At 66.5% G+C, this 26,130-nt stretch carries 23 protein-coding genes; 12 read left to right on the plus strand and 11 right to left on the minus strand.

Annotated features, from left to right (window positions below; genetic code table 11):
- Window positions 1-13: 13 nt before the first annotated feature.
- Together ACR9ZH_RS07165 and ACR9ZH_RS07170 are read right to left on the minus strand one after the other, a co-directional pair.
- The gene (locus ACR9ZH_RS07165; protein WP_481290071.1) at window positions 14-1,381 is read right to left on the minus strand and encodes a CPBP family glutamic-type intramembrane protease; all 1,368 of its coding nucleotides are present in this window, start codon (window positions 1,379-1,381) and stop codon (window positions 14-16) included.
- 34 nt (window positions 1,382-1,415) lie between these two features.
- Window positions 1,416-1,757, minus strand: a complete 342-nt coding sequence (locus tag ACR9ZH_RS07170; protein WP_481290072.1) for a 4a-hydroxytetrahydrobiopterin dehydratase — start codon at window positions 1,755-1,757, stop codon at window positions 1,416-1,418.
- Between the two features lie 137 nt (window positions 1,758-1,894).
- Here ACR9ZH_RS07170 and ACR9ZH_RS07175 point away from each other — a divergent pair, with 137 nt between their 5' ends.
- Window positions 1,895-2,488, plus strand: a complete 594-nt coding sequence (locus tag ACR9ZH_RS07175) for an NfuA family Fe-S biogenesis protein (protein WP_481290073.1) — start codon at window positions 1,895-1,897, stop codon at window positions 2,486-2,488.
- Between the two features lie 129 nt (window positions 2,489-2,617).
- On the opposite strand, the gene ACR9ZH_RS07180 is transcribed toward ACR9ZH_RS07175, so the two are convergent.
- From ACR9ZH_RS07180 to ACR9ZH_RS07205, 6 genes are all read right to left on the minus strand, one after another.
- A complete protein-coding gene (locus tag ACR9ZH_RS07180) occupies window positions 2,618-2,968 on the minus strand; it encodes a c-type cytochrome (protein WP_481290074.1) in 351 nt (116 codons plus the stop codon).
- Window positions 2,969-2,985: 17 nt separating this feature from the next.
- The gene (locus ACR9ZH_RS07185; RefSeq protein ID WP_167022973.1) at window positions 2,986-3,306 is read right to left on the minus strand and encodes a c-type cytochrome; all 321 of its coding nucleotides are present in this window, start codon (window positions 3,304-3,306) and stop codon (window positions 2,986-2,988) included.
- Between the two features lie 85 nt (window positions 3,307-3,391).
- The gene (locus tag ACR9ZH_RS07190; RefSeq protein ID WP_481290075.1) at window positions 3,392-4,624 is read right to left on the minus strand and encodes a TraB/GumN family protein; all 1,233 of its coding nucleotides are present in this window, start codon (window positions 4,622-4,624) and stop codon (window positions 3,392-3,394) included.
- Between the two features lie 22 nt (window positions 4,625-4,646).
- The gene (locus ACR9ZH_RS07195) at window positions 4,647-5,537 is read right to left on the minus strand and encodes a carbon-nitrogen hydrolase (protein ID WP_481290076.1); all 891 of its coding nucleotides are present in this window, start codon (window positions 5,535-5,537) and stop codon (window positions 4,647-4,649) included.
- A gap of 16 nt (window positions 5,538-5,553) precedes the next feature.
- A complete protein-coding gene (locus tag ACR9ZH_RS07200) occupies window positions 5,554-6,591 on the minus strand; it encodes an agmatine deiminase family protein (protein ID WP_481290077.1) in 1,038 nt (345 codons plus the stop codon).
- 209 nt (window positions 6,592-6,800) lie between these two features.
- Window positions 6,801-7,142: a hypothetical protein gene (locus ACR9ZH_RS07205; protein WP_481290078.1), complete on the minus strand. Its 342-nt coding sequence runs from the start codon at window positions 7,140-7,142 to the stop codon at window positions 6,801-6,803.
- A gap of 175 nt (window positions 7,143-7,317) precedes the next feature.
- Here ACR9ZH_RS07205 and ACR9ZH_RS07210 point away from each other — a divergent pair, with 175 nt between their 5' ends.
- The 7 genes from ACR9ZH_RS07210 (at window position 7,318) to ACR9ZH_RS07240 (ending at window position 17,584) form a co-directional block, all read left to right on the plus strand.
- Window positions 7,318-9,207 (plus strand): ATP-binding cassette domain-containing protein, encoded by a 1,890-nt coding sequence (locus ACR9ZH_RS07210; RefSeq protein WP_481290079.1) that lies wholly within the window; start codon window positions 7,318-7,320, stop codon window positions 9,205-9,207.
- A gap of 2 nt (window positions 9,208-9,209) precedes the next feature.
- Window positions 9,210-10,166: a phosphoglycerate mutase gene (locus ACR9ZH_RS07215; protein ID WP_481290080.1), complete on the plus strand. Its 957-nt coding sequence runs from the start codon at window positions 9,210-9,212 to the stop codon at window positions 10,164-10,166.
- Complete coding sequence (recJ, locus tag ACR9ZH_RS07220) at window positions 10,163-11,875, plus strand: single-stranded-DNA-specific exonuclease RecJ (protein ID WP_481290081.1); 1,713 nt, start codon at window positions 10,163-10,165, stop codon at window positions 11,873-11,875. Before ACR9ZH_RS07215 ends, recJ begins: the two co-directional genes overlap by 4 nt.
- Before the next feature lie 44 nt (window positions 11,876-11,919).
- The gene (locus ACR9ZH_RS07225; protein ID WP_481290082.1) at window positions 11,920-12,846 is read left to right on the plus strand and encodes a multidrug resistance efflux transporter family protein; all 927 of its coding nucleotides are present in this window, start codon (window positions 11,920-11,922) and stop codon (window positions 12,844-12,846) included.
- Window positions 12,847-12,901: 55 nt separating this feature from the next.
- The gene (locus ACR9ZH_RS07230) at window positions 12,902-13,360 is read left to right on the plus strand and encodes a hypothetical protein (protein WP_481290083.1); all 459 of its coding nucleotides are present in this window, start codon (window positions 12,902-12,904) and stop codon (window positions 13,358-13,360) included.
- A 182-nt stretch (window positions 13,361-13,542) separates the two neighbouring features.
- A complete protein-coding gene (locus ACR9ZH_RS07235; RefSeq protein WP_481290084.1) occupies window positions 13,543-16,245 on the plus strand; it encodes a dermonecrotic toxin domain-containing protein in 2,703 nt (900 codons plus the stop codon).
- 106 nt (window positions 16,246-16,351) lie between these two features.
- Window positions 16,352-17,584, plus strand: coding sequence for an MFS transporter (locus ACR9ZH_RS07240; RefSeq protein ID WP_481290085.1), 1,233 nt, complete (start codon window positions 16,352-16,354; stop codon window positions 17,582-17,584).
- Here ACR9ZH_RS07240 and ACR9ZH_RS07245 read toward each other — a convergent pair.
- The gene (locus ACR9ZH_RS07245; RefSeq protein WP_481290086.1) at window positions 17,559-18,446 is read right to left on the minus strand and encodes a LysR family transcriptional regulator; all 888 of its coding nucleotides are present in this window, start codon (window positions 18,444-18,446) and stop codon (window positions 17,559-17,561) included. The genes ACR9ZH_RS07240 and ACR9ZH_RS07245 overlap by 26 nt on opposite strands.
- A gap of 195 nt (window positions 18,447-18,641) precedes the next feature.
- Here ACR9ZH_RS07245 and ACR9ZH_RS07250 point away from each other — a divergent pair, with 195 nt between their 5' ends.
- The gene (locus tag ACR9ZH_RS07250; RefSeq protein ID WP_481290087.1) at window positions 18,642-21,275 is read left to right on the plus strand and encodes a dermonecrotic toxin domain-containing protein; all 2,634 of its coding nucleotides are present in this window, start codon (window positions 18,642-18,644) and stop codon (window positions 21,273-21,275) included.
- A gap of 15 nt (window positions 21,276-21,290) precedes the next feature.
- Here ACR9ZH_RS07250 and tesB read toward each other — a convergent pair whose 3' ends face one another.
- Entirely contained in the window at window positions 21,291-22,157 is an 867-nt protein-coding gene (tesB, locus tag ACR9ZH_RS07255; RefSeq protein WP_481290088.1) for an acyl-CoA thioesterase II, read from the minus strand.
- Window positions 22,158-22,205: 48 nt separating this feature from the next.
- On the minus strand, window positions 22,206-22,760 hold the full coding sequence (locus tag ACR9ZH_RS07260) for an N-acetylmuramoyl-L-alanine amidase (RefSeq protein ID WP_481290089.1): 555 nt from the start codon (window positions 22,758-22,760) through the stop codon (window positions 22,206-22,208).
- 45 nt (window positions 22,761-22,805) lie between these two features.
- On the opposite strand from ACR9ZH_RS07260, the gene ACR9ZH_RS07265 reads away from it, so the two are divergent.
- The 3 genes from ACR9ZH_RS07265 to ACR9ZH_RS07275 all read left to right on the plus strand — a co-directional run bounded on the left by ACR9ZH_RS07265 (window position 22,806) and on the right by ACR9ZH_RS07275 (window position 25,944).
- Window positions 22,806-23,324: an alpha/beta hydrolase gene (locus tag ACR9ZH_RS07265; RefSeq protein ID WP_481290090.1), complete on the plus strand. Its 519-nt coding sequence runs from the start codon at window positions 22,806-22,808 to the stop codon at window positions 23,322-23,324.
- Window positions 23,321-25,465 carry a bifunctional 23S rRNA (guanine(2069)-N(7))-methyltransferase RlmK/23S rRNA (guanine(2445)-N(2))-methyltransferase RlmL gene (rlmKL, locus tag ACR9ZH_RS07270; RefSeq protein WP_481290091.1) on the plus strand — a complete coding sequence of 715 codons (2,145 nt, stop codon included), beginning with the start codon at window positions 23,321-23,323 and terminating at the stop codon, window positions 25,463-25,465. Before ACR9ZH_RS07265 ends, rlmKL begins: the two co-directional genes overlap by 4 nt.
- A gap of 77 nt (window positions 25,466-25,542) precedes the next feature.
- Window positions 25,543-25,944, plus strand: coding sequence for a hypothetical protein (locus tag ACR9ZH_RS07275; RefSeq protein WP_481290092.1), 402 nt, complete (start codon window positions 25,543-25,545; stop codon window positions 25,942-25,944).
- The last annotated feature ends 186 nt before the right edge of the window (window positions 25,945-26,130 follow it).

Genomic DNA, 26,130 nt, shown 5'->3' on the forward strand with positions numbered 1-26,130 from the left:
CGCAGGCGCGCTCCTACATGTTCAGGAATCGCGCACTTACTTCCAGCGACCGCAGTACACCGCCCGCCAGCCCGGCCTGCAGCAGCACCGCGCTGGCGGCATGCGCCACGGCGACCGGCAGCAGCGCGCGGCGGTGGAAATACCACCATGCCCAACCCAGTTCGGCGACAAAGCACAGCTGCATCAGCAGCCCGTTCGGCGTGTGCAGCAGGGCAAAGGCGAGCGCCGTGAGCAGGATGGCCCACGGACGCGGGAGTGCCCGCGCCAGCAGGGCGCCGATGACCGCCAGAAGCAGCCATTGCTGGAACAGGGCCCAGCCGACATAGAGCAGGACGCGTCCGGCTGGAGGCCAGGAGAGGGCGTGGCCGGCGACGAGAACCAGGCCGAGCGCGACGGGAACCGCGAGCAGGGGCGCCCCGGCCGTGCGCCAGGTGCCGAGCCAGCGCCATGCCGGAAGCGTCTGGCGAGAGGCGAGGAAGAGCGCATAGGCCACACCGGCGGCGAACATCGCGATGCCCTGCGGCACCGGCCGGGGCGCGAGGTCCAGGCCGGCGATGAACCATAACGGTCCGGCCAGGACGAGAGTGGCGTCGATCAGGTCGGATGCCGTGGTTTGCCTGCGCCGAATCAACCGGGAGGCGAGGATTGCCAGGTACACGAGGGGCGGCAACCACGCCAGCCACGCCGGGACGGCAGGCGTGGCCAACGCGTTTCCGAAAGTGATCGATGGATCGATGGCGTACTGGCCGTCGCGCCAGGCCAGCACACCTTCTGCGGAGAGCCCCGAGGGGATCGAAACCGAAGGAGGCGCGATCGCGCCGCCGGCCGGTCGAAGCCTGGCCTTGTCCAGCACGACCGTGGCCCCGGGAGGGAGGATCATCCGCAGGCGCAACATCGCCGCCCGCGACGGTGGCTTTATCGGACGCCCCGTTTCCCCGGTCCAGGCCAGTCGCTGAAGACGTATCGGCTGGGACAGCGCCTCCGGCCTCAGTGTCCCCAGGCTGGCTTGCAGGAGCGGCCCGGTCAGCGTTTCGCGCACCGCCAGTCCGTAAGTGCCGGTAGCGGACGCGGCGGCGTGCCATGTCAGGGAATCTAGCCGGGCGATATCGGCGGGCCGGGAGAGCGGGAAGCCGATCTCGATGGTCCTTCCGTCCGTGGCCCGGATCACCAGTCCCGCCGGGGAGGCACCTAGTGAGCCGCTTCCGAAGGTGTGCCCCGCGACGACGTCGTCAGGTTCGCGGAAGCGCCACGTCCACGGCGAGCCGCCGGCAGCGAAAGCGGCGCGGTCCGCGGCGCTTCGTGATTCGACGGCGGCGCGGACCACCGCCGCCGCGACGTAGGGCAGCGCAAGCAGCAGCGCGAGCCCAGCCAGGGCCGCCACCAGCCCGGTCCAGCGCGAACCCGCGGGGGACACGTCAGCGGTCCAGCAGAGCCTCGACGCGTGCCGCGCAGATGAAGTCGTTCAGCGAAAGACCGCCCACGTCGTGGGTCGACCACAGCACCTGGCAATGACCGTAGCCGGCTTCGAGGTCCGGGTGATGGTCTTCCTGGTTGGCCATGAAGCCGACGGCGTTGATGAAACCGAGGGTGTGGTGGAAATCGGGGAAGCGGAAGTCCTTCACGATGGCCTTGCCGTCCGCGCTCACCTTCCAGCCGGGAAGGCCGGCGAGATAGCCGTCGATGGCGGCGCGGTCCAGGGCGTGTTCCTTACCTTTGCGGGGCTGGCAGTGCTGGGTGGCGAGCGGGGAAAGGGTCATCGTGGCGTGTCCATCCGGGAAAGCGCGAAGCGTGGCGTGCGGCCGGTTGAATTGTCAAAAGGCGGCGCCCACGTCGAAAGCGTACTAAAATGGTGCTGTTTCCGGCTTCCCCAGCCCGGACCTCCTACGGAGCCATCATGATCGATATCTCGGAACGTGCGCAGGCGCATTTCCAGCGCCTTCTGGCGCAGCAGGGCGAGGACGGCCTCGGTATCCGCCTGCGTGTCGTGGCCGCGGGTACGCCGTCGGCGCAGTGCGAGCTGGAGTTCTGCGCCGCATCGGAACTGCGGGGCGACGAATGGACGGTGGAGTGCGAGGGTTTCAACCTCTACGTCGACGCGGAAAGCATGCGCTGGCTCGATCCGGCGACCATCGACTACGAGACCACGCCCACCGGCAGCCAGCTGAACATCCGCGCGCCGCGCATCAAGGGTGAGGCCCCGGGTGAAGGCGCCGGCCTGGTCGAGCGGGTACAGTTCGTGCTCGAGTCGGAGATCGCGCCGCAGATCGCCTCGCACGGCGGACGCATCTCCCTGGTCGAGGTGACGGCCGACGGCGTGGTGGTGCTACGCTTCGGCGGCGGTTGCCACGGTTGCGGCATGGTCGACGTCACCCTGAAAAACGGTGTCGAGAAGACCTTGCGCGAGCGGATTCCGGAAATCACCGAGGTCCGCGACGCCACGGACCACGAAACGGGCGACAAGCCCTATTTCGCCCGCGCGGCCGGGTAGGAGCGCGCCTGCGCGCGACATCTTTTGAGGCCGTGCCTTGAAGCCGGCGCATGAGCTTCGGTAACCGGGGCGAAAGGCTCAGCGCGCGCTGGGCGCGCTCCTACACGCGCGCCAGGCGGGCTACGGGCGCTACTCGCCCTGGATATGGTTCTCGAGGCCCTGGAGCTTCGTCGGCATCGTGGCGAAATAGGCCGAGACGTCCTGGATGTCCTCGTCGGACAGGGTGGCCGCGAAGCCCTTCATGATCGCGTTGTTGCGCTGGCCGTCCTTGTACTCGTGCAACGCCTGCGCGAGGTAGTCGGCATACTGGCCGGCGAGGCGCGGATACTGCGGATCGACGGAGTTGCCGTCTTGTCCGTGGCAGGCCACGCAGGTGGCGACCTTGGTCTTGCCGCGCGCCGGATCACCGGCGGCGAAAGTCTGGGTGGCGGTCAGCGCGAGGAGCGCGCCGATGGCAATCAGGGAAAACCCACGGGTCATCGTACGTCCTCGGCGACTTACTTGGCGATGCTGGAAAGGTAGGCGGCGATGTCCGCGATTTCCTGGTCGGACAGGCTCTGCGCCTGGGCACCCATCGTCGGATGCTTGCGCTCGCCACTCTTGTAGGCCTTCAGCGCATTGACGATGTACTGCTCGTTCTGCCCGGCGATGTGCGGCACGTGGTAGTCGGGATAGGCATTCGCATAACCCGGCACGCCATGGCAGCCGTTGCAGGTATAGACGAGTTCCCGCCCCTTGGCTTTGTCCCCTTCGGCATGCGCGGCGGATGCGGCGCACAGAGCTACAGCAATCAGACCAACCAGTTGCAGACGCTTCATTAAGAGTTCCCTGGGTGCCGGGCGGGGCCGGGGTTGAATAGCCCCGGAAGTATAGAGGCCAGTCGCGACGAGCGACAACTCGGAGTCAGAAGAGGCTGCGGATGATATGGATGCCGGCGATGTACTCGCCCGCGATCGTGCCGATGCTGACCAGGAAGAAATTGAGCAGGGTGCGTGCCACGCGGTTCTTCCACCAGCCGGTCCAGTGGGTGATGTCGTCGCGTAGGCGCTCGAAATCCAGGACGCGCGGCTTGCGCACCCAGGCCTCCGCCATCGCGCTGATGGCGCCGGAAGGAATGCCGGGGCGGAACGGCTTGAGCGGCGCGGCCACGAAGGCGGCCACGATGGAAAGCGGATGGGCGCCGGCGATCAGCGCGCCGAGCGCGGAAAGTCCTCCGGTGAGCAGGATCCAGTTCTTCAGCGCATCGGCGCCGAGGCTCGGATTCCGGTAGAAGGCGAAACCGATGGCGGCGAAGATCGCCAGCACGACGCCCACCGCAAGAATTTTCGGCCACTTCGGCGCCGGCGGGGTCACCGCCAGGTCGTCCGCGACGGCGCGTGCGTCGCCATGCTGTTCGGCGAGTTGCGCGCTCATGCCCTTGAGGTGGCCGGCGCCGATGACGACGAGTACCTTGCGGCTTGGCGCGGCAGCGTCCATCGCCGCGGCGTGCTCACGCAGCTTGGCCGCCATGAACTCGTCCCGCTCGGCGATCAGCGCGTGGTATAGCGGCGCGGAACCGCTCGCGAATTCGCTGAACGCGGTCTCCAGCAGGTCGGACTGCTTCAGTTTCTCGATGTCTTCCTCGGCGATGTCCTCGCGCTCGAACACGCTGCCGAGCATGCCCGCCATGAGACCGAAGCGCTGGAAGAAGCCGACGCTGCGCCAGGCGCGCTTGAGCGTGGTACCCACTTCGCGGTCCACCAGCCACACCGGGATGCCGCGCGCGTCGGCACCGTCCATGGCTGCTTTCATTTCCGCGCCCGGCTCGATGCCGTACTGCGCGGCAAGCCGCTTCTGGAACGAACCGAGCACCAGGCTTGCCGCCACCATGCCCGCCTTGCCCTGGCGAATCACCTGGAACAGATCCATCTGCTTGAACGCTTCCGGATCGCGGATGCCCTGGGCCCGGCTGGCGCAGAGCTCGACGGCCACGGCGTCGAAATGCTCGCTGGCCAGCAGCGCGTCCACCGCCTGCACGCTGGCGCGCGAGACGTGCGCCGTGCCGAGGATCGTGTACTCGACACCGTCGCGCGTCATGCGCTCGATGGGTTGGCCTTCCAGGGCGGCGGGGGACGCGACGTGCTCGGCGGGAATCATGTGGCGGGGAGTCCTCAAGGGATCAGTCGCGGAAACGCTTGGTCAGGTCGCCGTAGGCGTCGATGCGGCGGTCGCGCAGGAATGGCCAGATACGCCGGACGTGCTCGCTGCGCTCCATGTCCACGTCGCATATGAGCAGTTCGCGGCCTTCGGTGCCGGCCTGGGCGAGGAACTCGCCCTGCGGCCCGGCCACGAAGCTCGAACCCCAGAACTGGATGCCGCTGCCCACGTTGGATGGATCCGCTTCGTAGCCGGTGCGGTTGCACGAGAGCAGGGGCAGGCCGTTGGCCACGGCGTGGCCGCGCTGCACGGTGATCCACGCCTCGCGTTGACGTGCCTTCTCTTCGTCCGAATCGCCCGGATCCCAGCCGATCGCGGTGGGATAGAACAACAGGTCGGCCCCGGCCAGCGCCATCAGGCGCGCGGCTTCCGGATACCACTGGTCCCAGCACACGAGAACGCCGAGCTTGCCCACCGACGTGTGGACAGGCTCGAAGCCGAGGTCGCCCGGCGTGAAGTAGAACTTCTCGTAGAACCCGGGATCGTCGGGGATGTGCATCTTGCGATACTTGCCCGCGATCTCGCGCGAGCGGTCGAAGACCACCGCGGTGTTGTGGTACAGGCCGGTGGCGCGCTTCTCGAAGATGGAGGCGACGACGACGAGCTTGAGTTCCTCGGCAAGCTTGCCGATGCGATCCGTGCCCGGGCCCGGAATCGTCTCCGCGAGGTCGAATACGTCGACGCTCTCGCGCTGGCAGAAATACGGGCCGTTGTGCAGCTCCTGCAGCAGCACGAGCTCCACGCCGGCCTTCGCGGCTTCGCGCAGGCCCGCCTCGATCGCGTCGAGGTTCGCGTCGCGGCTGCCGTGGTCGGTTTCCTGGAGGAGGGCGACCTTGAGGGTCTTGCGGGTCATGGATATTCCTCGGATGTCAGGCGGCGATCGCCGCCGGCAACTGCATGGTGATGCAATGCAGGCTGCCGTTCTGCCAGATGAGCGGGCGGCACGGTACCTGGACCACTTCGCGACCCGGATGGGCCAGCCCGATGACCCGGGCCGCGTCCGCGTCCACCCGGTCGCCATAGGCCGGCACGAGTACCGCGCCGTTGACGATCAGGTAGTTCGCATAGGACGCCGCGAGCCGCCGGCCTTCGTCGAGAATCGGCTGGGCCCAGGGCAGCGGATGCAGCGCATAGGGCTTGCCTTCCGGCGAACGCAGTTCGGCGAGTTCCGAGGCCATCCGGCCCAGTTCCTCGAAGTGCGGGTCGCTGGCGTCGTCGCATGCCTGGTACACGATGCCGCCGTCCTCGGAGAAGCGGGCGAGCGTGTCGATATGGGCGTCGGTATCGTCGCCTTCAAGATAGCCGTGCTCCAGCCACAGCACCCGCTCGGCATGCAGCGTGGTGGCCAGGGTATCGGTCATCGTCTCGCGGGAGAGATCCGGGTGGCGCTGGTTCAGGCACTTCCAGGTGGTGAGGATGGTGCCGCGGCCGTCGCTCTCGATACCGCCGCCTTCCAGCGCCCAGTCGATCCGCCGGTGCGGCAATCCGGAGAGCACGCCGCGCTCGAGCAGGCCGGCGATGAGCGCGTCGTCCTGCTCGGCACCGAACTTGCCGCCCCAGCCGGTGAAGCGGTAGTCGTTGAGCAGCACGCCGTCGGGTCCGGTCAGCGTGATCGGGCCTGAATCGCGCAGCCAGGTGTCGTCGTAGGGCAGTTCGATGAAGTGCACCCGCGACATGTCCGCGCCGGCCCGCTCGATCGCCAGGCGCGCATGCTCGCGCAGTGCCGCATCGGCCACGACGACGTGCAGCGGTTCGAAGCGGGTCACGGCCACGGCGAGCGCCACGTAAGTGGTCTCGACCTCGGCAAGCCGGTCGGCCCAATCGGTGTCCGCGTGCGGCCAGGCGATCAGGACGCCGGCCTGCGGCTCCCACTCGGCGGGCAGGCGATAGGAAGATCGGTCGTTCATGGCGGGCGGGGGCGGCAAAGGGGAAGCCGGGTATTGTAAGGCTTCCGTGTTACCGCTGCCCGAACCGCCGCTGGCTCCCCTGGCCCTGCTCTCGTTCCACGGGCTCTGTAGGAGCGCGCCCCGCGCGCGACAGCCTTTCGCCTCGGTCATCCGGCTCACGCGCCAGCTTCAAGGCACGGCCTCAAAAGCTGTCGCGCGCAGGCGCGCTCCTACCGTGGATTGGCGGGGTTGGTGTTGTTCCCGGCGGGCGTGTTCAGCACGGTATGGATCACATGGCTGCGCTCGAAATAGACGATGTAGCCCGGATACATCCAGCGGTTGATTACCGGTTGCTTGCGGCTGCCGCCGCCGCGGGCATCCAGCTTGGAGGTCGGCGGTCCGAAGCGGCGCTCGACCTCGGCCATGCTCATGCCCTTCCTGGGCAGGTTCATGGATTGCTCCTGCTTCACGCGTTGCATGAGCAGAGTATCGCCCGCCTGCGCGGACGGGGCCACGGAGGCTGCCGCGAGGGCCAGCGCGATCGCGATGAAAACAGGCTTGAAGGTATTCATGATGGCTCCGTCGCGCTCCCCATGCGGCGCAGGACGCCGTTGTAACAGATCGCCCCGGTGCAGCGCCATGGGCGGCGCGTGAGCGATAGCGCGGCTGTGTGCTACGTCGCGTTTCGGGGACGGCAAGCTCCCGGACCGCTATCATGCGCAGTCGTCTTTCGCCCGCGTGCCCACCATGATCTCGTTCCGCAATCTCGCCCTGCGCCGGGGCAGCCGCACCCTCCTGTCGCGGATGGACCTCACCATCCAGACCGGCTGGAGCCTGGGCGTCATCGGCCGCAACGGCTGCGGCAAGTCCACCCTGTTCGCCGCCCTGAAGGGCGAGCTGGAACCGGAAGTGGGCGACCTGGACATGCCTTCGAAGGTGCGCCAGGCCTCCGTCGCGCAGGAAACCCCTGCCTTGCCCGACCCCGCGATCGAATACGTCCTCGGTGGCGATGCGGAAGTCGCCGCCGCGCTGAAGGCCGAGGCGGACGCCCTGGACGCAGGCGATCTGGAGGCCGTCGCCGCCGCGCACCTGCGCATCGAGGAAGTGAACGGATACGACGCGCGGGCCCGCGCGGGCCGCCTCATGCACGGCCTCGGCTTCGCGCCGGAGACGCACGAGCAGCCCGTGGCTTCGTTTTCCGGCGGCTGGCGCGTCCGCCTGAACCTGGCCCGCGCGCTCATGGCGCCGTCGGACCTGTTGCTTCTCGACGAGCCCACCAACCACCTCGACCTCGACGCCGTGCTCTGGCTGGAAGAATGGCTGCGGCGTTACCAGGGCACGCTGCTGATCATTTCCCACGATCGTGAATTCCTCGACGGCGTGATCTCGCACACGCTGCACCTGCACGACGGCACGGCGAAGCTCTACACCGGCAACTACACCGCGTTCGAACGCCAGCGCGCCGAGCACCTGCGCCAGCAGCAGATCGCGCACGAGCGCGAGCAGGCCGAGCGGGCCCACCTGCAATCCTTCATCGACCGTTTCAAGGCCAAGGCCAGCAAGGCCAAGCAGGCGCAGTCGCGGATGAAGCGGCTGGAAAAAATGGCCGGCACCGAGGCCGTGCGCGCCGAGCGCTCCTTCAGCTTCTCGTTCCCGCAGCCGGAGCGCCTGCCTACGTCCATGCTCCAGCTCGACCACGTCGACGCGGGCTATGGCGAACATGTCGTGCTGCGCGACATCGCCTTCGGCCTCGAGTCCGGCGACCGCATCGGCCTGCTCGGCCCGAACGGCGCAGGCAAATCGACGATGGTGAAGTCCCTCGTAGGCGAGCTGGCGCCGCTGCGCGGCGAGCGCGGCATCCACAAGGACACGCGGATCGGCTACTTCGCCCAGCATACGGTGGAGAGCCTGCGCGAGGGCGCGAGCCCGTTCGACCACCTGCAGGAGAAGGCGCCGAATGCCGGTGCGCAGGTGCTGCGCGATTACCTCGGTACCTGGAATTTCCCGGCCGATCGCGCCTTCGAGCCCGTCGACGCGTTCTCCGGCGGCGAGCGCGCGCGCCTCGCGCTGGCGCTGATCGCGTGGGACAAACCGAATCTCCTGCTGCTCGACGAGCCCACCAACCACCTCGACCTCGACATGCGCGAGGCACTGGCCGACGCGCTCGCCGCGTTCGACGGTGCGCTGGTCCTCGTCTCGCACGATCGTCACCTGCTCGGCATGGTCTGCGACGAGTTCTGGCGCGTCGCCGACGGCAAGGTCGAACCGTTCGACGGCGATCTTGACGACTACGCTAAGTGGCTGCGCAGCCGTGCCACCACCCGCAAGACGGCGGCGGTGGCGTCCGCGCCGGCCGATGCGCCGGTGCAGGAATCCGCGAAGGAGCGACGCAAGCAGAGCGCCGAAGAGCGCGAGAAGGAAAAACCGCTGCGAGCGCGCGTGAAGAAGATCGAATCGCTGATCGAAAACGTGGACAAGGAGCTCGTCGCCATCGAAGTGAAGCTTGCCGATCCGGCGGTCTACGAAGGTTCGACCGCCGAGCTGATGAAGCTCGGCCAGCGCCAGGCGGAACTGCGCGGCGAAAAGGAAACCCTCGAGCTCGAGTGGCTCGGTATCCTCGAGCAGATCGAGGCCTGAGCATGGGCAGCATCCTCCACGTGCTGTTGCCCGGACGCGCGAAGCTCGCCGGCACGGCCGGCTTCGCGGAGTGGCTTGCGCGCGGCACCCGCTTGCCTGCCGCCGTGCCCGGCTATCTGGCCGCACTGGCCGAGCATTTCCGCTGGCCGCAGGGCCCGCTCCCGGCGGCGGCGCTGATCCGCCAGTCCGTCGCCGGCGACGCCGGTACCTCGGCCTGGCTTTCGGCCGATCCGGCCTGGGTACAACCCGAACTCAACGGCGCCCGGCTGCTGGCTTGCGGAAACCTGGGCCTGAGCGCGGCCGATGCGCAGAGCCTTGCCACCGCGCTGGCCGAGACCTTCGAGGCGGAAGGCATGGAACTTCGCGTCGGCGACGCCCAGCACTGGCAGCTCAGGTTGCCTGCTTACGTCGACCTGCCTTCGTTCCCCGAGCCCGAGGACGCGCTTGGCGCCGATCTCTTCGAGCAACTGCCGAAGGGCGAGGGTGGCCGCCGCTGGCGCGCGCTGATCAACGAGGCGCAGGTCGTACTGCACAACCACCCGGTGAACCGGACGCGGTCGGCGCAAGGCCTGCCGCCGGTGAACAGTGTGTGGCTGTGGGGGCCCGGCAGCTTGCCCGACTGGGTGGAAACCGGGCTGACCCGGGTCTACAGCGACGACCTGCTGGCGTGGGCGCTGGCGCATCGCGCGGGCGTGGATATCCAACCGCGGACGGCATTTGTGGGAACCGCTCCAGCGGAGACGGGTGCTCGCGGTAGCCCGGCTATCGCCCCTGAAGCGGCTCCCGCATGCGGTCTGCTCGATCTGCAGGACGTGCAGCCTTCCGTCTTCGACCGCGACTGGTGGCCCGCCATCGAAGCACGCCTGCTTGCCGGCAGCGAAGTCCGCCTCGCCTTCGCCGACGGCACGCGCATGATCCTGCACAAGCGGCATCGCCTGCGCTTCTGGCGCAAGGCATGACCGCGAAGGTCTGGCGCCAGCGCATCGTCCAGGCCGCCCCCAGTGGCTGGCCTGCCCATGTACACCCGGTAATCCAGCGCATTTATGCCGCGCGCGGCGTCTGCACGCCGGACGGTGCCGAGCACCGTCTTGCCCGCATGCTGGCGCCCACGCTGCTCGGTGGCATGGACCGTGCCGTGGCCTTGCTGATGCGCGCGATCCTCGACGACAAAAAAATCGTGATCGCCGGCGACTATGATTGCGACGGTGCCACCGGCACCGCGGTGGCCGAACGTGGACTTCGCCTGCTTGGCGCGCGGCACGTCGGCCACGTGGTGCCGAACCGCTTCGTGCATGGCTACGGGCTGAGCGAAGCGCTGGTGGCTTCACTCGATCCGGCGCCCGATCTCATCGTCACCGTCGACAACGGCGTGGCGAGCGTAGCCGGCGTCGCGGCGGCCCGGGCGCGCGGCATCGCGGTGCTCATCACCGACCATCATCTGCCGGGCGACACGCTGCCCGATGCCGATGCCATCGTGAACCCCAACCTCGCCGGCGACGGCTTCCCGAGCAAGGCACTGGCCGGTGTCGGCGTGATGTTCTACCTGCTGCTCGGGCTCCGTGCGGCGATGCGCGAAGCCGGGCGCTTTCCGAATGGCGAGCCCGACCTGAGTCCGCTGCTCGACCTCGTCGCCCTCGGCACGGTCGCCGACCTCGTGCCACTGGATTTCAACAACCGCGTACTCGTCGAAGCGGGCCTGAAACGCATGCGCGCGGGCAAGGCCTGTGCCGGCATCGCCGCGCTCGTGGAAGCGAGCGGACGCTCGCTGTCCACGGTATGCGCCACGGATCTCGCCTTCGCCGTAGGGCCGCGCCTCAACGCCGCGGGCCGCCTCGAAGACATGTCGCTCGGCGTCGCCTGCCTGCTCATCGACGACGCGGGCATCGCGCGCCGCTACGCGGAGCAACTCTCGGCGATCAACCAGGAACGCCGCGACATGCAGGCGGGCATGGTGGAGGAGGCCGAGGCGATGGTCGCCCACGCGGCGCATGTCGACGCCGTGGGCGTGGCCCTGTTCGATCCGGGCTGGCATGCCGGCGTCGTCGGGCTCGTCGCATCGAAGCTGAAGGAGAAGCTGCACCGTCCGGTGCTGGCGTTCGCCCCCGCGGGCGACGACAGCGACGAGCTTCGCGGGTCCGCGCGTTCGATTCCCGGCTTCCACATTCGCGACGCCCTGGCCGAGATCGACGCGAAGCATCCCGGGCTCATCCTCCGCTTCGGCGGACACGCGATGGCCGCAGGACTGAGCCTGCGTACGGCCGATTTCGAGCGCTTCGCCGCCGTCTTCGATGCGACGGCGCGAGCGCGCCTGGACGAGGAACGGCTGCAGGCACTCATCCAGACCGACGGCGAACTCGATTACCGCGACCACACGCTCGAGCTCGCCAGGCAGCTTCGCCACGCCGGCCCCTGGGGCCAGGGCTTCCCGCCGCCGCTGTTCGAGGCGCGCTTCGAATGCGCATCCTGGAAACCGATGGGCAGCCGTCACCTGCGCCTGCAGCTGCGCCATGCGCAGGGCGGGGGACCGCTGGATGCGGTGATGTTCAACAGCTACGACGGCACGCCCCCGCCTTCGCGGATGCGCGTCGCCTACGAGCTCTCGGTCAACGACTGGCAGGGCAGGGAAAGCCTGCGCCTGCTGCTCGTCCACATGGAGGCCCTCTCCTGAACGCCAATGCGCTCAAGGCCGTCGGAATCGCGCTGCTTTCGGCGTTGTTCTTCACGCTGACCTATGTGTTGAACCGCGCGGTGGTGAGTGGTGGCGGGCATTGGCAGTGGGCCGTGATCCTGCGTTACCTCATCACCTTGCCCTTGCTCGCCGTCGTGTTGCCGTTCCAGGGCGGACTCGGTGCGCTGCCTGGCGAGCTGCGCACCCATCCCCGCCAGTGGCTGGGATGGAGCAGCGTCGGCTTCGTGCTGTTCGGTCTGCCGCTCACCTGGGCGGCGAGCAGCGGCCCGTCGTGGCTCGTGGCGGGGAGCTTCCAGACCACCGTTCTTGCGGGCCCCTTGATGGCTCCCTTCATCTATCGCGACGAACGCGCGCGGTGGCACGTGCGTGCCCTCGCGATCGGCGTGCTCATCGTCATCGGCGTGATGCTGCTGCAGCTCGGTCACGCGCACGGTGCACTGGATGCCTCCGCGTGGCTTGCCGTGGGCGCCGTGGTATTCGCCGCCTTCGCCTATCCGCTCGGCAACCGCAAGATCCTCCTCCACCTGGAGCGCGTCGGCACGCGGCTGGGCGCGGTACAGCGCGTGTTCGGCATGACGCTGGCGAGCTGGCCGCTATGGTGGCTGCTGGCGATCGTCGCGTGGTGCACGGTCGGTCCGCCGACGCTGCGCGAAAGCCTGCTTGCCGCCGGCGTGGCCTTGTCGTCCGGCGTGATCGCCACGGTGTTGTTCTTCCACGCGACGGAGCGGGTAGGACGCCAACCCACGGCACTGGCTGCCGTCGAGGCGATGCAGGCGGCCGAGCTGTTGTTCGCCACCGCCATCGGCGCGATGTTCCTCCACGAGACCGCGCCGGGCGCGCTCAGCACCCTGGGTGCGGGCGCGATCGTCCTGGGCATCGCTCTGTTCGCGTGGGTCAGCAGCCGGGAGGCTCCTCCTGGCGACGGAACCCGCGGCGATCGCGGCGCTTGACGCCGCCGCGACGCATACGGCGTACGCTGGACGGGATTCCCACGGAGGCCCGGCTATGAAAACCGTCGTCCTTGCTCTGATGCTCGGCCTCCCGGTCACGCCGCAGGAGCCGCCTGCGCCCCCGGGCGTCCACCGCGCCGACGCCCCCGCGCGCGAACCCATGAAGCGCTTTTCCTGGCGCGACGAAGCGGCGGGCTACACCTTCGTCGCGCCACCGCGCTGGGCCGGCAAGGTGAGGGCAGAACCGTTGACGTCGAAGGAGCTGGCGAAATCCGGCGCGACCAGCGGCGTACGTTTCATGGAGGGTTCGAAGACCCTGCTCGTCCTGTTGTCGTCGGACGAGATGCGGCTGCAGGCGCTTACCAGTAGCGGCGCATCCGAGCTGTCGCGGCGTGGCGATCACGTGGTGGCCGTGAAGACGGCAGCCGATGGTAGGGAGCTTGCCCTGACCAACGAGGAACTGGCGTCTGCCGTGCGGTGGGATGGCGGCGCGCAGGGCACCGTGTCGCGCTGAGCCGGGAAGCGGCCGGTTGCCTCGTCGCCGCGGATAGATGCCCGACCTCTACCTGACATTGCGCGTCGGATAGGGCGCACGTTGGCGTGTGTCGGGTGCGCTGCCTATTTGGTCGCCCGGTGACAGCGTGGCCATCATGTCGCGGCCTATCGTGACGGGCTCCGACATGAGGGATGTACACCATGCATGACTTGCTTTCCATGGCGCGACACGGAGTCGCAACGGCCCTGCTGGCAACGGCATGCTTGCTTCCCGTCGATACGACGGCAGTGCAGGTCGGCGTCACATCGCAAAATGACGGCAACACGCTTGATAACGAGATAGGCACGATGAGCGGAGTCGTGGGAGGCGGCGACGCGACGATCATGGCGAGGCAAGGATCGATGCTCGCGGTTTCCTCCTTTACCCCTGTGTTCGCTACGCCCGGGGGTGCCCGTACGTTCTGGGACATGGCGGTCCGTTCTTATGCGTCTCCGGTGCCCGATGCGGCGACGATGGCAAGGGCATTTATCCAGGAACGGCTCGGTATCGACGGGGACGCCTATGTCGTCGCGCATTTCGCTACGCCCGAGACGCGTGCGGAAGGAAGCGCCGATAGTGCGATCAAGCTCACCGATGCTGTGATGAGGGCGTTCCCGGATCATTCGAGGCATTCCTTCTTCGGCGCGTTGACGGATGCCGTAGGCGGATTGATGAACGGTGGCACGGAAAGTCCCAGTGCCCTCGCCTTCGTGGAGAGCCTCGCTACCTGCAAGGCGGTAGGGGAGTGTTTCTCGAGGATCGGCCGGTTCCTCTGGAGCAGAACGGGGCCGGGGTACGTCTACAACACCTTTATCGGCAAGGGCAACGTGCTCGACGCCATCCAGGAGGACCTGCGTCCGCTGGACGAGGCTTTTGGCATCTTCCCGATCTCGTCTCCCTTCCTTCCTGAACACGCCAGTTCCCTTCTGCTTTCGCAGGTCGTCGCCAAGTTCAAGGAAGAAGGCACTTTTTCCGAACTTCCCTACATCAAGAAGTTGAGGCGTGCCCTGGACGATTATTGGTCCGCGGTGCGATCCGATTGGCCGCTCCTGGCGCGCTATCGGTTCGTCCATCATGCGCGTTGGGCGCGAGGCCGTGGGATGCTCACCGAAGACCAGTACAAACTGGTCATGGAAGGAGGCGCGCCGAACGTTCCGCTCGAGGGTCCGATCACCCTGGAGCAATTGCGCAGCTCGCCCCCGGCTGGATCGGTCAGCATCAGACGGTTCGATATCAATGGTTACGCGGCCAGTCGCGTCGTGCGCTTCATCTCTACGGGCGGCAGCGAAGTGATGTACCTCCCGGGCGCCGCATCGCCCTTCGTGATCTTTCGTAACGAAGCCGAGCTTCGGCAATGGGTGGTGCGACAGGCCAGGAATCCCGCGACACTGGACGAACTGTTGTCGAACTTCTCGATCTACAACGGTCAGGACGGTGTGTTCTGGACGGGTGTGGCGCGGGGACTGGCCAATCTTGCCAATGACCAGTGGGCGGCCGATGGCACGACGATCGACCAGGGCAATGCTCTGATTGCCGGGGACGTCTTCGACGACATGCGGGCTCAGGTCGAAGCGCAGTTGCGCGACGATGCGCGCATGCAGACCCGCACGGCCTGGGACGCATGGCGCACCACGATCAACCGGACGGTCACCTTGATGGGTCCGTTGGGCTACGTGCCGCCACTGGCCATTCCCATCCAGGTGAGCAGCGCGGTCATCGGGCTCGGCACTGGGCTGGAGCAGGAAATCGACGGCAGGACCGCGGAGGAGAGAAGGGGCGCACTGGAACAGGCGGTGATGACCGTCGTTACCAGTGCGACCGCGGCTGTCGCCATAAACACTCCGCACTGGCCGACAGCTCCCGCGCAAGAGCCAGCGCCCTCTGCGTCCTCTGCCGCGTCTACAACGACGGCGTTATCCTCTCCGTCATCCCGATCGCCTCAAAGCCCCGGAGGTCGTGTCGGTTATGTCGTGGAAGCAATAAGCGCTTCCCCGTTGCAACGGGTAGAAAACGACCAGATGCTGCGCCGCGTATTCGACCGGTTGGGGGACGATCACCGGGCGCCGTTCAATCCCCTGAGTCAGGAGCTTGGTTATTTCGTCCAGACCGTGCCGATAAACGCGGGTGAACGGGTGAGGGCGGTCATCGATCTGAAGAAGGCGGAAATCGACGAAATGCGCCATCGCATGGATGACTTCAGGACCGAGCGATTGAGGACCAACCGGTTGGGGCACGACGTTTCCTCGGATCATTCGATCGTCTATCGAGTGGATTCGCGGACGCCGCGGCAGCTGTTGGCCGACGGTGGATTTGGACCATCCATGCAATTCAACGATCTCCGGCCCATGCTCGTGCAACCAGCCACGATCGGGAGTGGCTCGCTCCTGGCCAGCAACCTGGTATTTCACGAGTGGCAGTCGGGTCACCCCAAGTGGGCGACCTTCCATCAGTACGCGGTCTGGACCGAGGGACGCCCCGTGGCGTCCGCGTTGGATAACCACGGTCCGCGAAACTACGATTTCACCTTGGACGAAGTCCATTTCCCGGCCGATATCCCAGCGAAGGATATCTACATCATCGATTCTTTCGACCCGACGTTCGCCGCTGCAATCGCCAAGGTATACGAGTCCCGCTACGTGTCGACTCCTTACGGCGTTTCCCTGGAGGTCTTCAACGAATACCTCGCAGGCCGGCTGGATATCGAGGCTCCGAACCGGTTCACCCCGCGGCGCCTGACGGGAAGCTTGCCGGCGGAGGCGTCGTCGTCGCTTGAGTCCGGCTCGACACTCAGCATAGACCATCAGCCGCTTTCGACGAGTGGGACCAGCCCGTCGGATGACCGGGTCCCACTGCTTCGTCCCTGAGGCATGGATCGATACTTTTGAAATATGGAAGCAAACGTCTTGCCCTATCGATCCGACTGAATTCAGGGATTAGCCTGACCTCCTGGCTCAATCCCTGGAGGTCTTCGTGGACGGCTCGTCGTCCGCCGCGCCGGCGGTCGTGGATCGGCGCATTCGCCATGGTACGCCGGCCTTCCGGCGCACCAATCTCGCCCTGTTTTCGTCGGGCTTCGCCACCTTCGGTCTGCTTTATTGCGTGCAGCCCCTGATGCCGGCTTTTTCGCGCGTGTTCGGCGTGGATGCCGCGGGTAGCAGCCTCTCACTGTCGCTGACCACGGCTGTACTTGCCGTGGCCATGCTGTTCGCGGGTGCGATTTCGGATGTGTGGGGGCGGAAGCCGGTGATGCTGGTTTCCCTCCTCGGGTCGTCGGTCTTGGTCCTGGGCACCGCGGTAGCCCCCAACTGGTCGACGCTGCTGGTGTTGCGTACGCTGCTCGGAATCACGCTGGCGGGATTGCCCGCCGTGGCGATGACCTATGTCAGTGAGGAAATCCATGGCGATTCGCTCGGCTTCGCCATGGGCCTGTATATCGGCGGCAATGCGATTGGCGGCATGGGCGGGCGGCTCATCTCCGGCTTCGCCGCCGATCACGGCTCCTGGCGCTTTGCCGTGGCTCTGATCGGCACCCTGGGCCTGGTCGCCGCCGCTCTCGTCGCGAAGGGGCTGCCTCCGTCCCTGCATTTCGTGCAGCGCCGCGCGCACCCGCGGGCATTGCTGTCGGCGTTCGGCTCGCTATGGAAGGACAAAGGCTTGCCATGGCTCTTCGCCGAAGGTTTCCTGCTGATGGGTGCCTTCGTCACGATCTACAACTACGTGTCCTTCCGCCTCCTGGCAGCGCCGTTCTCGCTGTCGCAATCGCATGTCGGCGCCATCTTCATGGTCTACCTCGTCGGCGTCGTCGGCTCCGCATGGATCGGTTCCCTCGCGGACAAAATCGGCCGCCGGAGCGTGCTCTGGGCGACGCTGGTGATGATGCTGACCGGTGTGGCGCTGACGACGAGCGGCTCGGTGTGGGTGATCGTCGCCGGCATTGCCGTACTTACCTTCGGTTTCTTCGGCGGCCATTCGATCGCGAGCAGCTGGGTGGGCAAGCGTGCGAGCTTCGCGCGAGCGCATGCTTCGTCGCTTTACCTGTTCTCGTACTACATGGGGTCGAGCGTCGCCGGGTCGCTGGGCGGACTGGCGTGGACACACGCGGGCTGGAACGGCGTCGCGTGCTATGTCGCCGTGCTGGTGCTGGCCGGACTGGCCATCGCACTCCGGCTGCGCAAGCTCACACCTTCAGCATCAGCTGCGTAAAGGCCTTCACCAGCGGCGAGGTGTCGTCGCGGCGATGCGCGACGTACAACGCGCTCGCCGCGTCGGGTGAGGCGATGGTCACATAGGCCACGCCTTCCACCTGCACCTGTCGCAAGGAACGCGGGAGGGTCGCGACACCCATGCCTGCGGCGACCAGCCCGATCATGGTGGACGATTCGCCAGCCTCCTGTGCGATGCGGGGCACGAAGCCGGCGTTGCGGCACATGCTGAGCAACTGGTCGTGGATGCCGGTGCCGGCGGCGCGGGTGAACACGATGAAGCTCTCTTCCGCCAGTTCTTGCATGCGCACGGGCCGCTTGCGCCGCGCCAGGGGGTGGTCGGCGCGCAGCACCGCCACCAACGGATCGTCGACGAGCTTGTGCGCGACGAGCGTCGGTGGAAGCTCGGTGCCGCGTACCAGGCCGACCTGCTGGCGACCGTCGAGCAGGCATTCCACCTGCTGCAGCGTGTTGCGCTCGAGCAGCACCAGGCGCACAGCCGGGTACGCCTCGCGGAACGCGCGAATCGCGCGTGGAAAGCCCTCGCTGAGCGGCGTGCTGCGGGTGAAGGCCACGCGCAGTTCGCCTATCTCGCCACGCTCGGCGCGGCGCGCCATGTCGCCGGCATCGTCCACCCTGACCACGATGTCCCTGGCGGCGACGAGATACACCTCGCCGGCGGCGGTGAGTTCCACGCGGCGGTTGGTCCGGCGCAGCAGGCGGACGCCGAGCGTGTCTTCGAGGTCGCGGATCTGCTGGCTGAGCGGCGGCTGGGAGATGCCCAGCCGTTCCGCGGCGCGGCTGAAGTGGAGCTCCTCGGCCACGGCGATGAAATAGCGCAGATGTCGTAGCTCGATGCTCATCCTGGACAGACGCTCGCTCTGAGGGCGGCAGTATACGCCGGACGAAGCAAGAGACAGTCCTGCCGACATGATCCATCGGCGGTGCCGTACGCCTGCATGCGCTGGGTTATGGCGTGGCCTTAGTCCTCGGGTGACAGAGGGCCATGCGGCTGCGAACTATCCTGACGAACGTCGATCAATAGGGGTACGTACGCCATGAATCGCTCTTCCATTACGCGTCGCAGAATCGCTACCGCTTTGATGACGGCTGTCTTCATGCTTTCCGTCGCGCAGGCGGACAATGATTCCTCATCCGCGCCTCCCCAGGGATCGATGCTCGCAGTTCCCGCATCCGCTCCATTGTTCGCTACCTCGGAAGATGCCCGCCTGTTCTGGGACCTGTCCGTCCGCGCCTGGTCGTTGCCGGTACCCGATGCGCGGGCCCTGGCGAAGGCATTTCTCAAGGAGCACCTCGGTATCGACGGCGACGCTTATGCGGTCGCGCACTTCGCGACACCGCAGATGCGTTCCGAGGGCACAGCCGACAACACCATCCTCCTTACCGATGCTTTGATGAGGGCCTTCCCGGAGCATTCCAGGTACACCTGGTTCGCCGCGCTTGCGGATGCCGTGAGCGCCGTGAACGCCGGTGGCAGGCAAAGTCCCAGCTCGCTTGCATTCGTGAAGAGTGTCTTTACCTGCAAGACGGCGGATGAATGTTTCTCCCGCATCGGCAGGTTTCTGTGGAGCAGGACGGGGCCCGGGTACGTCTACAACGCTTTTATTGGCACGGGTAATGTCCGCGAGGTCATCCACGAGGACTTGCGTTCGCTGGACGAGGCGTTCGGCATCTTTCCGATCGCTTCGACCTTCCTCCCCGAGAATGTCAGCACGCTCCGGTTGTCGCACGTTATCGACACGTTCAAGGAAGAGAACATCTTTTCCGAGCTTCCGTACATCAGGCGGTTGAACCTGGAACTCCAGAACTACTGGGAAACGGTACGGTCTGTCTGGCCGCTGCTCGCCCGCTATCGCTTCGTCCATTCGGCGCGCCAGGCGCTAGACGATGGTGTATTGACGCAACGCCAGTACGAACTGGCCATGAAAGGAGGTGCGCCAAACGTTCCACTGGAGGGGCCGATCACCCTGCAGTCTTTGCAAAGCGCACCTCCGGGTGCTCCCGTCAGGGCGCGGCGCTTCGATATCAACGGCTATGCAGCGAGCGACATCGTGCGCTTTATCGATACCGACGGCAGCGAGGTGATGTACGTACCGGGTGCCACCTCGCCCTTCGTGGTTTTTTCCGACGAGAGTGCACTTCGCCAATGGGTGGATCGACAGGCAAGGAATCCCCTGGCACTGGACGAGCTTCTGTCGCACTTCTCGATCTACAACAAGCAGGATGGCATATTGTGGACGGGCGTGGCCCAGGCGATGGCAAACTTTGTCAAGGGCAAGTGGACGGCCGATAATACGACGGTCGACCAGGGCGATATCGCTATCGTCGGGGATGTCTTCGACGACATGCGGGTTCAGGTGGAAGCGCGGCAGCGCGACGACACACGCATGGAGACCAGCACGGCCTGGGACGCATGGCGTACCTCGCTCAACCGGGCAGCCGCCATTATCGGTCCCTTGGGCTATGTACCGCCGATAGCTATTCCCGTTCAGGCAGGCAGCGCCCTCGTCACGTTGAGTACGGCTCTCGAGCAAGGCATCGATGGCAGGACAGGGGAAGAGCGAAGGAGCGCCCTCGAGCAGGCGGTGATGACGGTCGTGACCAATACAGCGGTGGTTTCCGCCATCGGCGGTCGCAGCGCGCCGGCAGGGCGCACAGGAGAAGCTCCTGCGATGTCGACATCCGAGCTGGTGCCTCTGCAAAGGATCAATGGGCGAATCGGTTATCTCATGGGACCGCCATCGCGCCCCGGGCTGCCGCAGGTTGCGGAACAGGAAGGAAGCGGGCAGCAGACGGCGGAAGGCGAAAGTCTGCCGCGCCGTGTTTTCGATCCGCTGGCAACGAACGATGCCAGGCAACCGCCCTCCCTCAGTGGCACGGGACAGAGCGTACACGACTGGGGTTATCTGGTCATGACGATGCCACCCAACGCCGCGAGCCGGACACGACAGGTCATTGACCTGAAAAAGGCGGCTATCGACGACTTGCGCCATCGCCTGGAAGATTTCAGAGCGGAGTCGTTAGCGACGAATGCATTGGGATCCACGGCTTCGTTTGACCAATCCATCGTCTATCGGGTGGATGATCGGAGCCCGAGCGAGTTGCTGGACAACGGAGGCTTCGGACCGTCAAGGAATTTCAATGCTATCTCGCCCATGATGCCGCGGCCATCCTCCATTGGCAGTGGGTCCCTCATGGCGAGCAATACGGCATTCCGTACGTGGCAGCAGACCTCTCGTGGGAAAAATTACCACCAGTACGCGATCTGGACGGATGGGCGCCCTGTGGCGTCCGCTTCGGATAACGCTCATTTGAAGGCCTACGATACGCCGCTGGATGAAGTCCATTTTCCAGCCGATATTCCGGCGAAGGACATCTTCATCATCGATTCGTTTGACCCGGCTTTCGCCAGGGCCATCGCAAAGATCTATGAATCGAGATATGTTTCCACGCCGTACGGCGTCCCCCTGGAGGCGCTTACCTCTTATCTCGCCGGTCGGCTGGAGATTTACGCCCCCAACAAGTTCACGCAGGGGCACATCGATCTCGACCTCCCCTCGCGCGCGTCATCACCGGTTGGGACCGAGTCAACGGTCGAGGTCTCGCATCGACCGCTGTCGTCCAGCGACACCTCTTTATCAGGTGAAAACGCTCCCTTGATTCACCCCTGAGTCGAGGGCTGTTCGTCAGTCCGGACGGACGCGGATCAGGCCTTCCTGCGCGGTGGATGCCACGAGGACGCCGTCGCGCGTGTAGATCGTACCGCGTGCGAGGCCGCGCGAGCCTTGCGACGTCGGGCTGTCGAAGGAATACAGCAGCCACTCGTCGATGCGGAACGGCCGGTGGAACCACAGTGCGTGGTCCAGGCTTGCCATCTGCATGTTCCGCGTGAGGTAGGAAATGCCGTGCGGCAGCGTGGCCGTGCCGATCAGGTGGAAATCCGAGGCATACGCGAGCAACGCCTGGTGCAGCGACAGCGTATCCCCGATCGGCGCGGTGAGACGGAACCAGATGTGCTGGTAAGGCGGCCGCTTCGCGGGACGCAGTTCGTCGCGTGGCCAGACATGACGGAACTCGAACGGGCCGTCCACCCCGAGCCAGCGCTGAGTCTTCTCCGGCAGCCGGCCGAGTTGCTCGGCGGAAACCGAGGGCATCGGCTCCACGTCTTCGGGCGCGGGCACCTCGGGCATGGAGATCTGGTGCTCGTAGCCGGTTTCCGGTTCCTGGAACGAAATGGAGCTGTTGAGGATCGGCTGGCCGTGCTGGATCGCCACGACGCGGCGGGAGGAGAATGAACCGCCGTCACGCGTGCGTTCCACGCTGTAGACGATGGGTGCGTTGATGTCGCCGGCGCGCAGGAAGTATGCATGCAGGGAATGCGCTTCGCGCCGCGGGTCGACCGTGCGTTGCGCGGCCGAGAGCGCCTGGCCGAGCACCTGCCCGCCAAACACGAAGCGCGTGCCGATGTCGCGGCTCTGGCCGCGGAACAGGTTGTCTTCCAGGCGTTCGAGTTCGAGCAGTTCGACGAGTTCGCCGACGTGGTTGTCCGACATGGGGATCCCTGGATAGGCAGTGGCGCTGAGGGCGGCAGTATAACGGGGCTACCCGGCCAGCCGGCCGAGCCGCCCGGGATCATACGCGCGGGCCCAGGGAAACTGCGGGCCCGGATCGCGCTTGCGCGGCACCTCGTTCTCCGGATCGTCGCTGGACGGCACCATGGCCGTGTCCAGGTCCTCGTGGCCGGCGATGTGGCGCAGCGAGGGGAAGCGTGCGACGAGATGGTCGAGCAGGGCGCGCAACGCCAGGATCTGCTTCTCGGGGTAGGGCTCGGTCATCGTCTGCCGCGCGGAATGGAACCAGTCCGGGTAGCGGCCCGTGTTCACGAGCTCGATGCCGATCGAGCGCGGGTTGTAGCCGCGCGTGTGGTGGGCGACGCGCAGCGGATCCACGTAGCAGAGTACCGAACCGTCGCGGTCGATGTAGTAGTGGCCACTGTTGCCGGCGCCGGAATCGTGGAGCACGCGCTCGCCATATTCGCGAGCCATGGCCAGGTCGGGCAGCTCGGTGCAGTGGATGACGACCAGGTCGATCTCGTCCGCCTTGCGTTCGGGCAGGATCGATTCGTAGGGGAGGGGGGCGTGGAGGATGTCGATCATGCCGCTTTGATAACATAGCCGGTCATTCCGCGTACGGAGACCGCCATGCGCGGCCACATCATTCTTTCCCACGGCTCCGATTCCAGTCCCGACGCCACCAAGGTGAGCGCACTTGCCGCCGTCGCCGAATCGCTCGGCTGGAGCACGGCCCGGCCTGACTACCGTGAGGACGACGCCTGCGGCCACGCCGGCTCGATCGACCCGCGCCTAGCCCGGTTGACGGCTGCCATCGCGGCCTCGCCGGTGGCTCCGGTCCTCGTGGGCTCCAGCATGGGGGCCTTCGTTTCCGGCCTCGCTTCTCTGGATGCGCCGGTCGCAGGCCTGTTCCTGCTGGCCCTCCCGACGCGTATTCCGGGTTATCCGCGACCGTTTGCCGTCCGTCCCGGCATGCCGTCCTTCCTCGTGCACGGCTACGCGGACGACGTGTGCCCGCTGGGCGAGGCCGTGGATTTCGCCCGGCGCCATGCCTTGCCTGCCCTGCTGGTGCAGGACGACCATCGCCTGGGTTCGACCCTGCCGGACATCGAAGCGGAATTCCGCCGTTTCCTGGGCGGCCTGGCATGAGCGCGTTCTTCGCCACCTGCCCGAAGGGTCTGGAATACCTGCTGAAAGACGAGCTGGTCGCCCTCGGTGCCGGCGACGTGCACGAGGCGCTGGCGGGCGTGTCGTTCGCCGGATCGATGGAGACGGCGTACCGGGCCTGCCTCTGGTCGCGCATGGCCAGCCGGGTGCTGTTGCCGCTCGCAGAATTCGACGCCGCCGACCAGGACGCTCTCTATGCTGGCGTGCAGGGCATCGACTGGGCGGAGCACCTTGCGCCCCACGGCACCTTGGCCGTCGACGCGAACACGGCGCAGAGCAAACTCACGCACAGCCAGTTCATCGCGCTCAAGACCAAGGACGGCATCGTCGACCAGTTTCGCGCTGCCAGCGGCGCGCGTCCCGACGTCGATCCCGAGGAGCCGGACGTCCGCGTGAACGTGCGGCTGCGCCGCGACCGTGCGACGGTGTCGATCGACCTTTCCGGTTCGCCCCTGCATCGCCGGGGCTGGCGCGAGCAGCAGGGCGAGGCCCCGCTGAAGGAGAACCTCGCCGCCGCGATGCTGATCCGGGCGCAGTGGCCGCGCATCTATGCCGAAGGCGGCGCCCTGGTCGATCCGATGTGCGGGTCCGGCACGCTGCTGATCGAGGGTGCCCTCATGGCCGCCGACGTGGCGCCGGGCCTCCGCCGGGACTACTACGGCTTCCTGGGGTGGCTGAAGCATGACTACGCCCTCTGGCGTTCGATCTACGACGAAGCCAAGGCACGCGCGGACGAAGGCATGCGAGCCCTGCGACCGGTGTTCTTCGGCAGCGACTCCGACCCGCACATGGTGCAGACCGCGAAGCGCAACGCCCAGAGCGCCGGCGTGGCCGGCTTCGTCCACCTGGACCGGCGCGATGCCGTGCACGTCGAGCCGCCACCGGCGACCCCGCTGGGCCTGGTCATCACCAATCCGCCTTACGGCGAGCGCCTGGGCGACCGCGCCGAACTGCCGGTGCTTTACCGGGACCTGGGGCAGGCGCTGAAGGATCGCTTCGCGGGCTGGCGCGCCGCCGTGCTGGCGGGCGACGAGGAACTGGGCCGCGCGCTCCGCCTCAGCCCGGACAAGCGCTATGCGCTGTACAACGGCGCCCTCGAAACGCCGCTGCTCACCTTTGCGCTGCGCGCATGGGACGATGCGCCGCGCGAGGCGAAGCCGCTGTCGCCCGGCGCGCAGATGCTCAAGAACCGCCTGGAGAAGAACGTTCGTCACCTGCGCAAGCGGCTTACCCGGGAGGGGATCACCTGCTGGCGCGCTTACGACCAGGACCTGCCGGAGTATGCCGCGGCGATCGATGTGTACGAAGACTGGCTGCACATCCAGGAATACAAGGCGCCCCAGGACGTGCCTGCCGACATCGCCCGCATCCGCGTGCGCGAAATCGTGCGGGTGGCAGGGGAGGTCCTTGGCGTGCCGCGCGAGCGCATCGCGGTGAAGACCCGGGAGCGTGGCAAGGGCGGTTCCAAATACGGCCAGTTCGACCAGAAGGGCGAATTCGTGGAGGTCCACGAGGGCGGCCTGGCCTTCCTCATCAATCCCACCGACTACCTGGACACCGGTCTGTTCCTCGACCACCGCCTGGTACGAGCGCGGATCCGCGAACTGGCCGCGGGCAAGCACTTCCTGAACCTGTTCGCCTATACCGGTACCGCCAGCGTCTACGCCGCGGCCGGTGGCGCCCGCGACACCACCACGGTGGATCTCTCCGGCACCTACCTGGACTGGGCCTCGCGCAATCTGGCGCTGAACGGGTTCAGCGGCAACCGGCACCGGCTGGTTCAGGAAGACGCATTCACCTTCCTGCGCAGCCGTTCGATGCAGTACGGGCTGATCTACGTCGACCCGCCCACCTTCTCCAACTCCAAGAAGGCGGACGACTTCGACGTGCAGCGCGACCACGTCGAGCTCCTGCTGCTCTGCGCCGAGCGCCTGCTGCCGGACGGAGTGATCGTTTTCTCAAATAACTACCGCCGCTTCCAGCTTGATCGGGCGGCCCTGGAGCCCCACTTTTCCATCGAAGACTGGAGTGCTCCGAGCATCCCTTTCGACTTCGCACGGCGCCACGACATACACGGCTGCTGGCTTCTCCAGAAACCGTTCGTGAATCCGTGGAGAACGTGAAGAAAGGGTCGAGAAAACTTCAGTCCGGATTCAGCGCCGGAGCGCGAATCTGCGCTCGACACCTGGAGGTAACTGTCATGAAAGGTAAGTTCGTCAAGTCGGGTCTCGCCCTCGCCGCGGCAGGTCTGATGGCTTTCGCACCGGGCGCGTTCGCTCGCGGGCACGGCTATTACGGCGGCTACCACGGCGGATATTACGGTGGTGGTTACCACGGGTACCACGGCGGTTACTACCGTGGCGGCCACTACGACAGCGCCGGTCGCTGGATAGCCGGTGCCATCGTCGCCGGAGCGGTCGTCGGTCTGGTCGCCAATGCCACGGCGCCGCGCACCGTCGTCTACGATCGTCCGGTGTATTACAGCCGCCCGTCCACCGTGGTGTACGAGGACGCGCCGGTCGTGACGCGTCGCGTGACCACCACCACGACCTATGTGGACGATGGTTACGGCACGCGCTACATCCGCGACGACGGCTATTGATCCGTCGCTCAGGAACAGGACGAAGAGCCCGGCCATTGGCCGGGCTTTTTTTTGCGCGCATCCTGCGTTGTTGCTGGGTGGGCGCCTTTGGGCGCCTCGCGAAGAGCTGTCGCGCGCGTTGCGCGCTCCTACACGAAGCGCAACGCGCGCGCTGAGCCTTTCGCCACACGCCACACGGACCAGCTC

This window comes from Luteibacter sp. SVR4-7G (assembly GCF_056755555.1).

What these genes read in the sequence shown, in the direction of transcription:
- ACR9ZH_RS07215 (WP_481290080.1), top strand. Translation starts at nt 9,210, where the DNA reads ATGGGCAGCATCCTCCACGTGCTGTTGCCCGGACGCGCGAAGCTCGCC.
- tesB (WP_481290088.1), bottom strand. Translation starts at nt 22,157, where the DNA reads ATGTCGGACAACCACGTCGGCGAACTCGTCGAACTGCTCGAACTCGAA.
- ACR9ZH_RS07175 (WP_481290073.1), top strand. Translation starts at nt 1,895, where the DNA reads ATGATCGATATCTCGGAACGTGCGCAGGCGCATTTCCAGCGCCTTCTG.
- ACR9ZH_RS07275 (WP_481290092.1), top strand. Translation starts at nt 25,543, where the DNA reads ATGAAAGGTAAGTTCGTCAAGTCGGGTCTCGCCCTCGCCGCGGCAGGT.
- ACR9ZH_RS07170 (WP_481290072.1), bottom strand. Translation starts at nt 1,757, where the DNA reads ATGACCCTTTCCCCGCTCGCCACCCAGCACTGCCAGCCCCGCAAAGGT.
- ACR9ZH_RS07185 (WP_167022973.1), bottom strand. Translation starts at nt 3,306, where the DNA reads ATGAAGCGTCTGCAACTGGTTGGTCTGATTGCTGTAGCTCTGTGCGCC.
- ACR9ZH_RS07235 (WP_481290084.1), top strand. Translation starts at nt 13,543, where the DNA reads ATGCATGACTTGCTTTCCATGGCGCGACACGGAGTCGCAACGGCCCTG.
- recJ (WP_481290081.1), top strand. Translation starts at nt 10,163, where the DNA reads ATGACCGCGAAGGTCTGGCGCCAGCGCATCGTCCAGGCCGCCCCCAGT.
- ACR9ZH_RS07210 (WP_481290079.1), top strand. Translation starts at nt 7,318, where the DNA reads ATGATCTCGTTCCGCAATCTCGCCCTGCGCCGGGGCAGCCGCACCCTC.
- ACR9ZH_RS07230 (WP_481290083.1), top strand. Translation starts at nt 12,902, where the DNA reads ATGAAAACCGTCGTCCTTGCTCTGATGCTCGGCCTCCCGGTCACGCCG.
- ACR9ZH_RS07265 (WP_481290090.1), top strand. Translation starts at nt 22,806, where the DNA reads ATGCGCGGCCACATCATTCTTTCCCACGGCTCCGATTCCAGTCCCGAC.
- ACR9ZH_RS07180 (WP_481290074.1), bottom strand. Translation starts at nt 2,968, where the DNA reads ATGACCCGTGGGTTTTCCCTGATTGCCATCGGCGCGCTCCTCGCGCTG.
- ACR9ZH_RS07250 (WP_481290087.1), top strand. Translation starts at nt 18,642, where the DNA reads ATGAATCGCTCTTCCATTACGCGTCGCAGAATCGCTACCGCTTTGATG.
- ACR9ZH_RS07205 (WP_481290078.1), bottom strand. Translation starts at nt 7,142, where the DNA reads ATGAATACCTTCAAGCCTGTTTTCATCGCGATCGCGCTGGCCCTCGCG.
- ACR9ZH_RS07245 (WP_481290086.1), bottom strand. Translation starts at nt 18,446, where the DNA reads ATGAGCATCGAGCTACGACATCTGCGCTATTTCATCGCCGTGGCCGAG.
- ACR9ZH_RS07190 (WP_481290075.1), bottom strand. Translation starts at nt 4,624, where the DNA reads ATGATTCCCGCCGAGCACGTCGCGTCCCCCGCCGCCCTGGAAGGCCAA.
- ACR9ZH_RS07195 (WP_481290076.1), bottom strand. Translation starts at nt 5,537, where the DNA reads ATGACCCGCAAGACCCTCAAGGTCGCCCTCCTCCAGGAAACCGACCAC.
- ACR9ZH_RS07260 (WP_481290089.1), bottom strand. Translation starts at nt 22,760, where the DNA reads ATGATCGACATCCTCCACGCCCCCCTCCCCTACGAATCGATCCTGCCC.
- ACR9ZH_RS07200 (WP_481290077.1), bottom strand. Translation starts at nt 6,591, where the DNA reads ATGAACGACCGATCTTCCTATCGCCTGCCCGCCGAGTGGGAGCCGCAG.
- rlmKL (WP_481290091.1), top strand. Translation starts at nt 23,321, where the DNA reads ATGAGCGCGTTCTTCGCCACCTGCCCGAAGGGTCTGGAATACCTGCTG.